At 56.9% G+C, this 13,992-nt stretch carries 10 protein-coding genes; 1 reads left to right on the top strand and 9 read right to left on the bottom strand.

The genetic code is table 11. The features are described 5' to 3' along the window. The 3 genes from HMPREF2847_RS08420 to glnA form a co-directional block, all read right to left on the bottom strand. A partial coding sequence (locus HMPREF2847_RS08420) for a glutamine synthetase beta-grasp domain-containing protein (protein ID WP_210401625.1) occupies nt 1–885 on the bottom strand: 885 nt, incomplete at its 3' end. 153 nt (nt 886–1,038) lie between these two features. Beyond that, nucleotides 1,039–2,211, bottom strand: a complete 1,173-nt coding sequence (locus HMPREF2847_RS08415; protein WP_070852123.1) for an ornithine cyclodeaminase family protein — start codon at nt 2,209–2,211, stop codon at nt 1,039–1,041. A gap of 952 nt (nt 2,212–3,163) precedes the next feature. Beyond that, nucleotides 3,164–4,600: a type I glutamate--ammonia ligase gene (gene glnA / locus HMPREF2847_RS08405; protein WP_070852121.1), complete on the bottom strand. Its 1,437-nt coding sequence runs from the start codon at nt 4,598–4,600 to the stop codon at nt 3,164–3,166. Nucleotides 4,601–5,004: 404 nt separating this feature from the next. Here glnA and HMPREF2847_RS08400 point away from each other — a divergent pair, with 404 nt between their 5' ends. Then, the gene (locus HMPREF2847_RS08400) at nt 5,005–5,523 is read left to right on the top strand and encodes an RDD family protein (protein ID WP_038625896.1); all 519 of its coding nucleotides are present in this window, start codon (nt 5,005–5,007) and stop codon (nt 5,521–5,523) included. A 17-nt stretch (nt 5,524–5,540) separates the two neighbouring features. On the opposite strand, the gene HMPREF2847_RS08395 is transcribed toward HMPREF2847_RS08400, so the two are convergent. The 6 genes from HMPREF2847_RS08395 to sucB all read right to left on the bottom strand — a co-directional run. After that, on the bottom strand, nt 5,541–7,160 hold the full coding sequence (locus HMPREF2847_RS08395; RefSeq protein WP_187401127.1) for an aspartate:alanine exchanger family transporter: 1,620 nt from the start codon (nt 7,158–7,160) through the stop codon (nt 5,541–5,543). Between the two features lie 264 nt (nt 7,161–7,424). Further along, entirely contained in the window at nt 7,425–8,204 is a 780-nt protein-coding gene (locus HMPREF2847_RS08390) for a DUF4191 domain-containing protein (protein ID WP_005511046.1), read from the bottom strand. A gap of 94 nt (nt 8,205–8,298) precedes the next feature. Further along, a complete protein-coding gene (gene lipA, locus HMPREF2847_RS08385; RefSeq protein WP_070852119.1) occupies nt 8,299–9,357 on the bottom strand; it encodes a lipoyl synthase in 1,059 nt (352 codons plus the stop codon). A 9-nt stretch (nt 9,358–9,366) separates the two neighbouring features. Continuing rightward, nucleotides 9,367–10,170: a lipoyl(octanoyl) transferase LipB gene (lipB, locus tag HMPREF2847_RS08380; protein ID WP_070852118.1), complete on the bottom strand. Its 804-nt coding sequence runs from the start codon at nt 10,168–10,170 to the stop codon at nt 9,367–9,369. 132 nt (nt 10,171–10,302) lie between these two features. Further along, nucleotides 10,303–11,928 (bottom strand): inorganic phosphate transporter, encoded by a 1,626-nt coding sequence (locus HMPREF2847_RS08375; protein WP_070852117.1) that lies wholly within the window; start codon nt 11,926–11,928, stop codon nt 10,303–10,305. Nucleotides 11,929–12,491: 563 nt separating this feature from the next. After that, nucleotides 12,492–13,992, bottom strand: a 1,501-nt coding sequence (gene sucB / locus HMPREF2847_RS08370) for a 2-oxoglutarate dehydrogenase, E2 component, dihydrolipoamide succinyltransferase (protein ID WP_246821992.1), incomplete at its 5' end; no start/stop codon positions are given.

Genomic DNA, 13,992 nt, shown 5'->3' with positions numbered 1-13,992 from the left:
CAGCGGCTTGCCATCCTTCCACAGCGACTGGTGAATGTGCATGCCAGAACCACCATCGCCAGCTAGCGGCTTCGGCATGAAGGTGGCCGACTTCTGGTTGAACTTGGCGGTGTTCTTTACTACGTACTTGAAGGTCTGCATGTCATCGGCGGCGTGCAGCAGGGTATTGAAACGGTAGTTAATCTCCTGCTGACCACCCGAGCCCATCTCGTGGTGGGAGCGCTCAACATGGAAGCCAACATCTTGCAGGTGCTCACCGATTTCGTCACGGAGATCCTGCATGTGGTCGTACGGAGCGGTAGGGAAGTAGCCACCCTTGGTACGCACCTTGTGGCCCAGGTTGCGCGATCCGTCCGGATTGACCTTCACACCGGAGTTCCACCAGCCCTCAACCGAGTCAACCTCGTGGAAGGACTTATTCGAGGTGGAGTCGTAGCGGACAGAGTCGAAGATGTAGAACTCTGCTTCGGCGCCGAAGTTACAAGTATCGGCGAAGCCCAGCTCGTTCAGGTAGTTCTCGGCCTTGCGGGCAATATTGCGCGGATCGCGGCTAAACGGCTCGCGGGTGTGCGGGTCGTGGACGAAGAACTTCATGTTCAGCGTCTTCGACTTGCGGAATGGATCGATGAAAGCTGTGTCCAGGTCGGGCAGCAGCATCATGTCGGAGTTATCCACCGAGGTGTAACCCGCAATGGACGATCCGTCGAATGCGAGACCCTCATAAGCGGAGTCCTCATCAAACTCGGATACCGGAACAGTCAGGTGCTGTTCAATGCCGGGAACGTCGGTGAACTGGACGTCTACCCAGCGAATCTCATTGTCCCGGATGAACCGTTGGATCCCTTCCGGAGTTGTCTGGTCACTGCTGGGTTTGAACTTACCCATTGGTAAAATTCGCCTACTTCGCGTCTAGCTTGTTGAGCTTGTTGGTCGTCTTGTCGAACTGGCTGGTCACTATGAAATTGTGCGATTTTGGTGCGGCGGAGTTTTGAGGTGGGCTCGAACTAAGTGTTAATCGAGCCCCTCGGACCGCGTTAGTTACTTCAGCAGTGGAACATCCCACAGGTTCAGCTTGGTACCGATGCCCTTGTCCAGGGCGTTGTCGTAGACATCGGTAGCCCAAGCAACGTCCTCGACCGGCATACCGCCGATGGAGTAGCAGAAAATCTGCTCGTCGTTCTCGCGGCCCGGAGCCTTGCCGGAAGCGATATCGCCAATGTTGACAAGCTTCTCGGCGGAAAGAGTGCCCTCTTCCTTCATGTCCCACCAGCGGTTACCCGGAATACCGAGCAAGCGCTCATAGGTCACGTCTGGGCCGTTCTCGTTGAACCACTCTTCGTACAGGCCGGTGTAGTCAACGACGAGGTTGCAGTCGTCGGAACGCACGAAGTCGTCGTCGAGGCGTGCAGCGGCCGGCATGAGCAGCAGCGCGCCGGGCTTCAGGTACTCCTTCTTGAAGTACGGGAAACCGGACGGGCCATCGGAGGAAGTCGAGGTGCCGGCGATGAGGATGTCGGAGTCGCGGATGGCCTCTTCTTCGGTCTCGACGATACGGACCTCTTCCAGCTGTGGGAACTCGTTCTTGATCCAATCGACAGCCTTCTGAGTCGAAGCCTGGGAACGGCCCTTGACCTTGACCTTCTTAATGCTTGGACGCTGCGAGATGGCCGAGCCGAGAATCGTGCGGCTCATAACACCCGGGCCAATGATGCCAACGACCTCGGCATCTTCGACGGCCAGGTGCTTGACTCCGACACCCGGGACAGCGCCAGTGCGGTATGCCGAAAGGAGGTTTGCCGACATGACAGCCTTCGGTGCACCCGTAATTGCATCGTTGAGAATGAACAGGTGGATCGAACGTGGCAGGTCGTTCTGGCGGTTCTCGGCATTGGAGCCGTACCACTTAACGCCTGCGCCATTGAAGCGACCACCGAGGTAGGCGGGCATTGCCATGAAACGACGGTCAGGGCCATTTGCCGGCATACCCTCATGGATTGGATTATCCGGGAAGTTGACCTGGGCACCGTGGGAGTTAGCGGAAGCGCCAGCCATGCGGTAGTCGCCGTCAGCCAGCAGAATCAGGGTTTCTTCCATGGTCTCAACACACTTAGCGAAATCCGTGACGCCAGCTTCAACCATGTCAGGTTCGCTGAGGTAGAGAAAATCAATGCGAGTTGAGTTTTCTGGGTTGGCAGCGTTTTCGTTAGTCAAGAATGCTCAAATCCTTCTTAATGTTCATCGGCCACCATATGCGGCAGCGGTGCTTAAGAAATTCCAGATGCATGCTCTCCAGAATCAATCAAATGCCTCGGCGTGGGCTCTCGAGTCGCCATTTCCGAGGGGGTTTGTCCTACTACCATACGGAAAAGCCACAGCGTAGGGGCGTTTACGCAGTCTTCAGCACTCCATTTCCGCTTTACGACGGTCATAGCGATGGAGTCCAATTTCCGTCAATAAGTTGCCCGTAATAACTACTTCGACATGCACAATTGATAATTGCTCAGAACGATTACCGATGAGTGAATTATCCTCCCACACATCAATGTTTGTGAACTTTGTCACATGTTATTAATCTGCGACACATTTCTGGTTCAACGGGCGTGATTGCCGGGCATCCTACCTTCGCAGCATGCCCCATCCACCCTTGGTAGCCGCCCCCGCATTCGTCCCTCGCGTTCTCCCTAGCGCCACCCTCGCACTTATGGCCAATTTTCTGGCACTTATCGATGATTTTCCTTCACTTGTCGACGATTTTTCGTCACTTATCGACGGCTGTCCGGCTCTTATGCGCACGGTATTCTCCCCACCCTGCCACTTGTCGATGCGCTGTTCACTTATGGCCACGCTATAGCGCATCGACAAGTGAATATTGCATCGATAAGACTGGGGGGGGGAGGAGGAGAGTGCGCGACTCTACTCGTGCAGGAGGTGTGGCCCTTTTGTGGTGGTATATGGTCCTGTTCAGGGAAGTGGCCTGGAATCGCGCACAAATTCGTGCTCACATACGCGCGCGTATGCGGGCCCAGGCACCCGCAGCCAGCATGGCCGCAACGAAAAACCGCCTGGCCACATTAACTGTGGTCAGGCGGCATCTAACAAGCTCGTTGGGTGGCCATGAGGAGCAACGGGTGCTGCTCGCTGTGACCGTCGTGAAGCGAAAACTCTAGCAGTCGTAGTACATTTCGTATTCCTGCGGAGTCGGGCGCAGGCGAACCGGCTCGATCTCGTTTTCGTACTTGTAGTCGATGTAGGTCTGGATGAGGTCCTCGGTGAAGACATCGCCCTCGAGCAGGAACTCGTGGTCGTTGCGCAGGGCCTCGAGCGCGGCCTCGAGAGAAGTTGGAGCCTGCGGGATGTCGGCGGCTTCCTCCGGCGGGAGTTCGTAAAGGTCCTTGTCGACCGGAGCGTGCGGCTCGATGCGGTTCTTCACGCCGTCCAGTCCGGCCATCATCATGGCGGCGAAACCAAGGTACGGGTTGCCCGACGGGTCCGGGGCGCGGAACTCGATGCGCTTTGCCTTCGGGTTGGAGCCGGTGATCGGAATGCGAACAGCGGCAGAGCGATTGCGCTGCGAGTAGACCAGGTTAATCGGAGCCTCGAAGCCCTTGACCAGGCGGTGGTAGGAGTTCAGGGTCGGGTTGGTGAAGGCCAGTACCGCACCTGCGTGGTGCAGGATGCCGCCGATGTACCAGCGAGCAATGTCCGACAGGCCTGCGTAACCGGCCTCATCGTGGAACAGCGGCTTGCCGTCCTTCCACAGCGACTGGTGAGCGTGCATGCCCGAGCCGTTGTCGCCAGCCAGCGGCTTCGGCATAAAGGTGACGGACTTGCCCTCTTCCCAGGCGGTGTTCTTGATGATGTACTTGAAGGTCTGCAGGTCGTCTGCAGCGTGCAACATCGTGTTGAACTTGTAGTTGATCTCCTGCTGGCCACCAGTGCCGACCTCGTGGTGGGCGCGCTCCAGGTCGAAGCCGGCATCAGCGAGCTTCAGGCACATCTTGTCGCGCAGGTCCTGATAGTGGTCGTACGGAGCGGTAGGGAAGTAGCCGCCCTTCAGGCGAGTCTTGTAACCCAGGTTTGCAGAACCGTCCTGGTTCTGGTCCTTACCGCGGTTCCACCAACCTTCGATGGAATCAACTTCGTAGAAGCCGCGGTTGGTGTCGGTCTCGAACTTGACGTTGTCGAAGATGTAAAACTCCGCCTCAGCGCCGAAGAAGCAGGTGTCGGCGATGCCGGTGGAGATGAGGTATTCCTCCGCCTTCTTCGCAACGTTACGCGGGTCGCGGGAGAACGGCTCGAGGGTAAACGGATCGTGGACGAAGAACTTGACGTTCAGGGTCTTTGCCTTGCGGAACGGGTCAATGCGCGCGGTGCTCAGGTCGGGCAACAGTGCCATGTCGGACTCGTCGATGGAAGTGAAACCACGAATCGAGGAACCGTCGAATGCCAGGCCTTCGGCCATTGCGTCCTCGTCAAATGCGGATGCCGGAATGGTGAAGTGCTGCTCGATGCCGGGAACATCCGTGAAGCGGACGTCTACGAACTCGACGCCCTCTTCTTTGATATACGCGACTACTTCCTCGGGAGTTTTGAAGGACATGTGCGGTCTCCTTAGTTGGCCTTGTTTAGTACGCAGTAGGGAATTCTTGCACGCTGATTCGTGCGCCTGCCGCGCTGTCAAGGACTGGCCGGTTGACGCCCTTAAGCTTAACGAACCACCCATTCATTCTGGAATTAGAACCACGAATTTTGCCGTGCCGCATAAAAGAATCCGCCAATACGGAATAGGCTACGCAAATAGGGAGTAGGTTATCTGTTTGTGGAAACAGGGCAATACCCTGCGCATTCGCGTCACACACGCTTTACGACGAGCCTTTAGCTCCCATGCTGATAAAAAATTGGAAAAGGCGACGCAACATCGCCCCCGGATTACCCCCGCGTAGGCTGAGTGGCTGTCCCAGCCCGTGATTTGATAGCCGGATTACTGCATTAGACTATGAACCCATGGAAGAAAAGCACAGTTGGCTAGATGGCCCTCAGATTCCGGGAGAGTTCGATAATCCGGACAAACTCTCGGACTATCCCGGCCAGGCGTTGGGTCTTGCCCCCGATGGACCAGGCTCGCAAGCGACGCTGATGCGTCGCGTCGGCGGCATTCTCATTGACTGGATCATTTCCCTGATGATTGCCGGCGCGTTTTCGATGTTCTTCGGCCCGAGCGAGGAGCAAATTGATCAGTTCGGGGATTCGTTTATCGCCTGGCAGTCATTCCTTGCGACCTATACGCCAGTTGTCTTCCTCATTATTGGCACGGTGTCGGTTTGGCTGTTCGCCCGCACTCCGGGGCAGTGGATGATGAAGATGGGCGTCGCTCGCGTGGACAAGCCCGGCGAGCGAGTCGGCTTTGTTCGTGCCTTCTTCCGCAGCTTGCTTACTCTTTTCCTACTGCCGCCAGCAATCACCGACTCGGATATGCGCGGCATGCACGACCGTGCCACTGGCACGGCCGTCATTTTGGGTTAATGCTGTTTGAGTTAGGGCTATAGCACCAACACGACCAGGACCTGGGCGAGAATGATCTTCATGATCATTGCCATTGGATACACCGTTGTGTATCCCATTGCCGGCAACTCGTTCTTGGCCTGGTCGTTGACGTATGAGAGCACTGCCGGGTGAGTCTGCAAGCCCGAGAGGATACCCGCAGTTTGACCGAACGGAATCTTCAGCACGCGGTGACCGACAATGAGGGTCAACAGTGCGGAGCTAAAGGCGATGATGGCGGCAAGGCCCAGAACTGTCAGTGATGCCGGGTCAGACAACGCAGCCTGGAATCCCTTACCAGCAGTAGTGCCGATACCAGCCAGGAACAGTGCTAGACCCATGGTGCGGAACGCCAGGTTGGCCGAGTAGGGGATAGGCCAAACCAACGGGCCAGTGCGACCAACAGCACCCAGAATCAGCGCCACAACCAGTGGACCACCAGCGGATCCCAGGGCTAGCGAGCTGCCGCCCGGAAGCGGAATCTTGATGAGACCGACCAATACACCCAGCGTAAGCCCAAGGGTGAGCGGCAAGAGGTTGACGTCGGAAAGCTTCTTGTAAGAGTCACCGAAGAACTTTGTTGCGTCCTTGATTTTCTCTGGTGGTGCAACCACGCGGACGCGGTCGCCAAGCTCGAGGCGCATGTTTGGTTCCGCGACGATGTCGTGGTCGCCGCGGCGAATACGCGTAATGATCATGCCGTCCATGCGAGTCTGAAGCTCCGCAATGGGTACGCCCACCACGTCAGATGCGGAGACGAAGATGCGACGGAAGTCCAGGCGACCGTCGTGTGTCGGATCACCTGGCATAAGCTCGCCAATGTATTCGGCGGCACGAGCAATTTCTTCCTCTGTACCGACGACGGAAATAATATCGCCGACAGAGACAGAGTCACCCGGAGATGGAATGTAGAGGTGGCCCTTATACTCGATGCGTGAAACCGTGATGTCCAAACCGAACTTCGACGGAAGGTCAGTGATGGACGGCAGGTCGTCCTTGAGGACCTTGATGTCCCGAGTATGCAGCGGAAGTGCGGCGACACCTGCGTCGATAGCTTCCTGGTCGTGATCGACGCGGAAGACCTTCGACATAATACCGATTGAGGCAATCACTGCCAGCACGCCGATTGGGTAGGCCAGGGAGTAACCAATCACCGGCATATCGTGGGCAGCGGCCAGCTCGCCCTTATCCGAAATGAGGCTAGGAAGAGCATCGACGATTGCTGCCATAGCCGGGGTGTTGGTCAGAGCGCCTGTGAAGGCGCCTGCGCCCTCCACCGGGTCGATAGGCAAAAACTTGATTAGCAAGAAAGACTCGATAGTGACAACTGCGAGCACACCAATGCCGAATAAGTTGTGCTTGATACCGCGTGAGCGTAACGAGCTGAAGAACTCGGGGCCCGCCTCCAACCCGATGGTGTAGACGAATAATGCCAGGCCCACGATGTAAATCAGCGGGGAGATTTGAATTTCCGGCTCAATGGTAGCGAGGATAAGGCCGACGAAGAGGACGGCAGCCACGCCAAGCTTGAAGCCGAAGATCTTGATCTGGCCAATTGCCAGGCCAAGAAACAAAATCACTAGAAGCGCTAAGAGTTCATTTTCAGCCAAGAGTTGCACATATCCCATGGTGGCACAACGAGCAGTAATCTTCATTAAGCATTGTTTTCAGCAAGGATATAACCTTTGCTGACGGCGTGATAAGTGAGAGCAATCACTTCAACAAGACATCAATAACTGTGTTTGAAGTCGTGGTTTTGGACTTCGTTTTAAAGCTTTAGAGCACAAAAAAGGGGCCCGAAAGCCCCTTTTTCTGCTTCAACCTAGGTTGTCCCTCGTCGGGTTGCCCGAGCAACTGGCTCTGGTGAAACCTAGCTAAAACCTCTAGTGCTTCTTGCCGCGATTTGCGGCACGGCGCGCACGACGGTTCATACCGGCCTGTGGGTTAGCTCCCTTCGGCATCGGCCCCTTGGGCATGTTCGCGCGCGCATCGCGAATGCGATCCATCGACTGGATGCGCTCATTCAAAGCATTGGCCTGATCCTTATTCAGGTTGCGCGGCAGACGCATGAGTTCGCGCTGCAGCTTCTTTGGCGGGACCTGACCCTCGTCGCTGCCAGCAATCATGTCGTAAATCGGAGCTTCGCCCGCAATGCGTGCCAGCGACTTCTTTTCGCGAGCAATCATCTGCTTGACGCGGTTCGGATCACCTTCACCGACCAGCACAACACCGGCGTTACCAATAACACGGTGAACAGCATCCATGTGCTGATTAGCGACAACACCGGTCTTGACGTGCCAGACATAGCCAACGCCCTGACGCATATTGTCCAGCGTCCACGCTGCAGCGCCGGCCTGGCCTTCTGCCTCTGTGTAGAAGGAAGCCTCAAGACGCTTGGAGAAGATGTACATCGCGACCATAAAGCCGATCGAAATACCAATAATCGTCAGAACCCAGGGCCAGACTCCACCAATGAGCAGACCAAGCAGTAGCAGCAGGATAATCGGCCCGAAAAAGCCCAGCGCCATGTACGGCACGAGCTTGTTATCCCGCGAGCGCTGCAGCTTAAACGCCTGCCACATCTGGCTACGGGTCTGCTTACGCTGAGCGCGCTTGGCGGCGCGGTTCGCCTTCTTCATTTCTTTCGCATCATTGGTCGCCATAATCACCAACTTTAGGTCATGCGATGTAGTTTTAGGCAATAGACCGCGCCGTAGCGTCGTTTCGCTTTACGACGGCGCTGAGGCCGTCAGGCCTCTAGGAAGCCGGAATAGCCGAAGTGACTGGCGTATCCTCCGATGCGCCATAGCGGTCGAGCAGAGTCGAGGCTTCCTGCAGAGCGAGGTCGCTGCCGCCGCCGTCGGCAAGCGCGGAGAGATGCTCAGGCAGCTCCTGACCGCGGTGCGCCAGCGCGCGGGCGTAGAGCCGTCCAGCGCGGTAAGAGGAACGGACCAGCGGTCCTGACATGACGCCAGCGAAGCCCATCTCTTCGGCAGCCTTGGAGAGTTTGACGAACTCTTCCGGCTTGACCCAACGGTCAATTGGGTGGTGCAGCGGGGTGGGCCGGAGGTACTGCGTAATTGTCAGGATGTCGCAGCCGGCTCCGTGCAAATCTTCCATAGCGGAGATGATTTCGTCGTAGGTTTCGCCCATGCCCAGGATGAGGTTGGACTTGGTAACCAGCCCAGCTTCGCGAGCACGAGTGATGAGTTCCAAGGAGCGCTCGTAGCGGAATGCTGGACGGATGCGCTTGAAGATGCGCGGCACCGTCTCCAGGTTGTGAGCGAAGACCTCAGGCTTGGCGTCGAAGACCTGCTGTGCGGCGGATTCGTCGCCACGGAAATCGTCGACCAGGAGCTCGACCCCCGTATTCGGGTTGAGCTCGTGAATCTGTCGGCATGTCTCTGCGTAGAGCCAGGATGCGCCGTCGGGCAGGTCGTCGCGGGCGACACCGGTGATGGTCGCGTAGCGAAGATCCATCTCGCGGACGGACTCGGCGACACGGCGCGGCTCGTCCTTGTCCAAGGGATCTGGCTTGGCGGAGTTAATCTGGCAGAAGTCGCAGCGGCGGGTGCACTTGTCGCCGCCGATAAGGAAGGTGGCCTCGCGGTCTTCCCAGCATTCGTGAATGTTTGGGCAGCCAGCCTCCTGACAAACTGTGTGCAGGGAGGCGCCCGAGACACGGTTCTTCATGTCTTTATAGCTGGGGCCCGGGCGAACCTGGTTGCGGATCCACCGTGGCTTGTTTTCGATAGGGGTCTCGGCATTTCGTGCCTCGACACGCAGTAACTTACGTCCTTCTGGCTTAACAGTCACAGTTTCACCCTACTTGTTTGTTGATGAGTACTCGAATATGCCGGTAGTGGAGTTGTGCTTCACCCGGTGTGGCAGGCTCTTCGTGGGGTCGGGCGCGGAGCCGAAGGAATGGTCGGCAACGGTCAGACGGCCTTCCAAAGCATCTTGTAAATCCGCCAGAAGCGGCTCTGTCATCTCTGACACGCTAACATCTCGGTCAAGCTCCCGGGATAGGGTGGTCACTCCAGCATCGGAGATGCCACACGGGATGATGTAGTTGTAGAACTCCATAGAGTTGTCGCAGTTCAGACTGAGTCCGTGCATGGTCACACCATGAGTCACGCGGATTCCCAGTGCCGCAATCTTTCGGTCGCTAATTCCGTTTGATGCGGGAATCCATACCCCCGAGCGGCCATCGATACGGCCAGCAGCTGCGATGCCAGCCCGGCGAACGGTTTGAATGAGGGCTTCTTCCATTCTGCGGACGTAGTCCACCACATCGACCGGCTGAGCGAGCTTGATGATGGGATACATCACAAGCTGGCCCGGGCCGTGCCAGGTGATGCGGCCCCCGCGGTCGACATCGACGACCGACAACCCATTGGTAGGGCGGTCCTCGGGCTGGGTGCGCTTTCCTGCTGTGTAAAGACTCGGGTGCTCAAGCACGAGAATCTGATCTGGAATCAGGTCTTTCGCACGCTTGGTAGCAAGGTCTGCCTGTAGGTGCCAGGTCTCTTCGTAATCGACAAGACCCAGGTGCTGAATCTCGATGTCGGAGCTAGAGTCTCGAATGGATTTATCTGCGCGAGTAAAAGGTTTTCTTGGGGCAGTCATGGTGGCCTATAGGATACGCCGAATTTCTGTGGTCCTCAGATTTCTTGTTACTTGGATAGCACCAGCCACAAAAATACCCCGGTGGTCACTAGAAAGTGACCACCGGGGCGAAAGTGGCGTGCTTTTGTGGGCTTAGCCGAAGACGACGCGCAGGATGGAAACGGTGATTGCCGAAATACATGCAGCGGCCGGAAGGGTAATAACCCAGGCCAAACCAATCGGCTTCATCAGGTTCCAGTTAGCGGCGCGGTTAACGATACCGACACCGAGAACAGCACCAATCAGAATGTGGGTGGAGGAAACCGGCAGACCCAGCAGGGAAGCGATCATAACGACCACAGCAGCAGAGAGCTCTGCGGCGAAGCCCGACGCCGGGTGCATCTTAGTCAAGCCGGAACCGACAGTCTGAATAACGTAACGACCGATGAACCACAGACCCGAAATCAAAGCGACACCCATGGTGGCCATGACTGCCAGTGGAACACCAGACTCAGAAGAAATTTCGTTGGTCTTCAGAACATCCAGAATTGCCACGAACGGGCCAAGTGCGTTAGCGATGTCGTTCGAACCGTGGGAGAAAGCGAACGCAGAAGCGGTGAAGACCTGCATCCAGCTGAACAGCAGGAAGGTCGAGCGGTCGAGGTCCTGGCGCTTCAAAGTGCGGGCGAAGATGTAAACGGCGAGCCACACGGCGGTGGCAATCATGCCCATAATCAGGAAGTTGTCCAGGCCGGACAGGCCCAGGTGCAGGTTCTTGAGGCCCTTGAACAGCATCATCGCGGAGATGACGACGGAGCCCAATGCGGCCAGGCCTGGAACCCAGGCTTCTAGCGCGCGGTGAGCGCGGACGTCATCAACCTTGGACTCGATGTCAACGAGCTTGCGGAAATACTCAGACTCCAGGTCATTCCGATCCCAGTCGGCATCGCGCATCGTCGTCGCGTCGCGAAGCATCGCGTTGGTGTACGAAATCTGATCGTGCTCAGGCAGCTTTTCGAACTCTTCACGGTGCTGAGCCTTAAGATCGGCCTTTTCCTGGTGGATGGCCTGCAGCTGCTGAGAAGCCTTGTCGTTATAGACGAGAATCGACTTCTTAATGCCGCCGAACAGAAGAAACGCGACCAAACCGCCAAGGAGCGGGGAGAGAACCCAGGAAATTGCAATCTGGCCGATCTGATCCCACTGGACCATGCTCCAGCCACCCTTGCCGGTGATGAAACCGACCGTCAGTGCGGCACCGACGATACCGCCGACGATGGAGTGGGTAGTGGAAACTGGCCAACCCATGCGGGTGGCAACGAGGAGCCACACTGCCGCGCCGAGCAGCGCGGACATCATGATGAAGGCGAACTCCATCGGGTCCAAACCATGGATCGCATTCAGGTCCACAATGCCGGAACGGACGGTGTCAGTAACCTCGCCACCTGCGAGGACGGCACCCGAAACCTCAAAGACTGAAGCGACAACTAGCGCCTGCTTCATGCTCAGGGTGCCGGCACCGACTGAAGTACCGAAGGAGTTAGCAACGTCGTTACCGCCGATATTGAACGCCATGAAGACGGCGAACGCGATGGTAATCAGAAGAATTGCCGTATTTGCCTGCGGGCCGACGAAGTCATAAGCCCAGAAGACAAAAATTACGATGTTGATTGCGAGAAGCCCGCCGAAGAAGAGATGCCACCACTTATCTGAGGAGCTCGATTGCTCAGACGATGTGGTCCCGGTCGACGAACTAGTATTCGCTGGAGCCGAGGACATGCTCCACCTTTCTAAGTTACGTACAGAGAGCAAAAATAGGCACGCCAAAGAAGCCTGCTGTCTAATGATTTCTTAGATTGGTAAAGGCTAATTGCTAACTAGGTGACGGCTAGGTTAACAAATAATGAATTTAATTATCGATATCTTTGGCCCTCGTTGGCGCAGCTGGAAGCGATAGTCGAAACTAAGTGTGTGGGTGTGTGGCGTTTTCGCATTTCGGCATTACAAAAAGCATGCACATTTGCTACTTGCGGTTTTGCGTTCAGCTAGACCTTTCCGCTGTTCGCTAATGACTTAATGGCGCAATAACAGCGCGTAAATTCTTTGTGCCGATGGAGTTAGCTATGTGTGGCTACGCGAAATCTGAGTACTAGCCAAGAATAGGGTGTCTGCGCATTTGAAGGAATCGCTGATTAGGTTCAACTGCGGAACGAATGCGGCAAAAGAAATACCCGCGTCAGCCGCAATGTGCGACTAACGCGGGCAGGGAAGAGGTGGAACCTCCTGCTAGCAAGCCAGCTAGATTCCCGCGGCGCTACCACCCCAGGAGGGGAGCAGGCTGCTTAGAGCTGCAGATCCGATTCGAAGTTAGCAACCTCGAGACGGTCAACAACGGTCGTCATGAAGCGACCTGCATCAGCGCCGTCGATGAGGCGGTGATCGTAGGTAATTGGCAGGAAGACCATGGCACGAACACCAATGGCATCTGCCTCATTCTCGGTGACGACTACTGCGCGCTTCTTAATCGCGCCGGTGCCGACCATTGCGGCCTGCGGCGGAACCAGAATCGGGGTGTCGGTCAGAGCGCCCTCGGAGCCAATGTTGGTAATGGTGAAGGTGCCGCCGGACAGGTCCTTCGGGGTCAGCTTGTTATTGCGAGCGCGGTCTGCGATGTCCGCGATAGCAGCAGCCAGCTCCGGCAGGGACATATCCTGAGCGTCGTGGATGACCGGGGAGAGCAAACCACGTTCGGTATCGACAGCGATACCCAGGTTGACCTGCTCGTGGTAGGTAATCTCCTTGGTCTCTTCGTTCCAGGAAGCGTTGACGTTCGGGTGGCTGACCAGAGCCTCAACGATTGCCTTTGCAAAGAATGGCAGGAAGGTCAGCTTCGCGCCGTGCTTCTTCTCGAACTCAGCCTTCTTAGTAGCGCGCAGATCCCAGATGGCAGTCATATCTGCCTCGTGGACCTGGGTCAGCTGTGCGGAAGTCTGCAGAGACTCGAGCGTCTTGGCAGCGGTGATTTCGCGGATGCGATTGACACGCTGGGTGGTGCCGCGCAGTTCAGCGAGCTCAGGGCGAACGCCCTTGGTGGACCAGTTGGAGCCGGACTCAGCAGCAGTCTCCTGGCCGCCCTCAGCAGCGCGCAGAACATCCTGCTTACGAATGCGGCCGCCGATTCCAGAGCCCTCGACCTTAGTCAAGTCAACGCCGTGCTTGTCAGCCAGCTTGCGGACCAGCGGGGTGACGTAAGGAACGTCCTTGTTAGCGGAAGGCTTGGATTCAGCCTTCGGGGCCTCAGCCTTTGGAGTCTCCTTCTTCGGCTCTTCCTTCTTTGGCTCCGGCTTGGACTCTGCCTTTGGAGCTTCCTTCTTTGGTTCCGGCTTGGATTCAGCCTTTGGAGCTTCCTTCTTCGGTGCGGCCTTCTTTGGCTGGCCACTGCCAACGCGAGCGATGACCTCGCCGACGTCAACGGTGTCGTCTTCGTCGTAGAGGACCTCGAGCAGGGTGCCTGCGACCGGGGAAGGAATTTCGGTGTCGACCTTGTCGGTGGAAACCTCGAGCAGTGGCTCGTCGACCTCGACGGTGTCGCCGACCTTCTTCAGCCAGGTGGTGATGGTGCCTTCGGTGACGGATTCGCCGAGCTCCGGCATCTCAACGTCGGTGGCGTCACCAGCGTCAACGTCAGTGGAGTCTTCCTCAGTCTCCTCGTTGGCCTTTACTGGCTCCTCGTCCTTCTCGACTGCAGCAGATGCCTCTTCGGCTTCTTCCTCAGCCGATTCGTTGGCGGCCGGAGCAGCGTCTGCATCGCCAACGCGAGCGATGACCTCGCCGACGTCAACG

Source organism: Corynebacterium sp. HMSC074C03 (genome assembly GCF_001838285.1).
Taxonomy (GTDB): Bacteria; Actinomycetota; Actinomycetes; order Mycobacteriales; family Mycobacteriaceae; genus Corynebacterium; species Corynebacterium amycolatum.
This window is presented reverse-complemented; position numbering and strand designations above follow the sequence as displayed.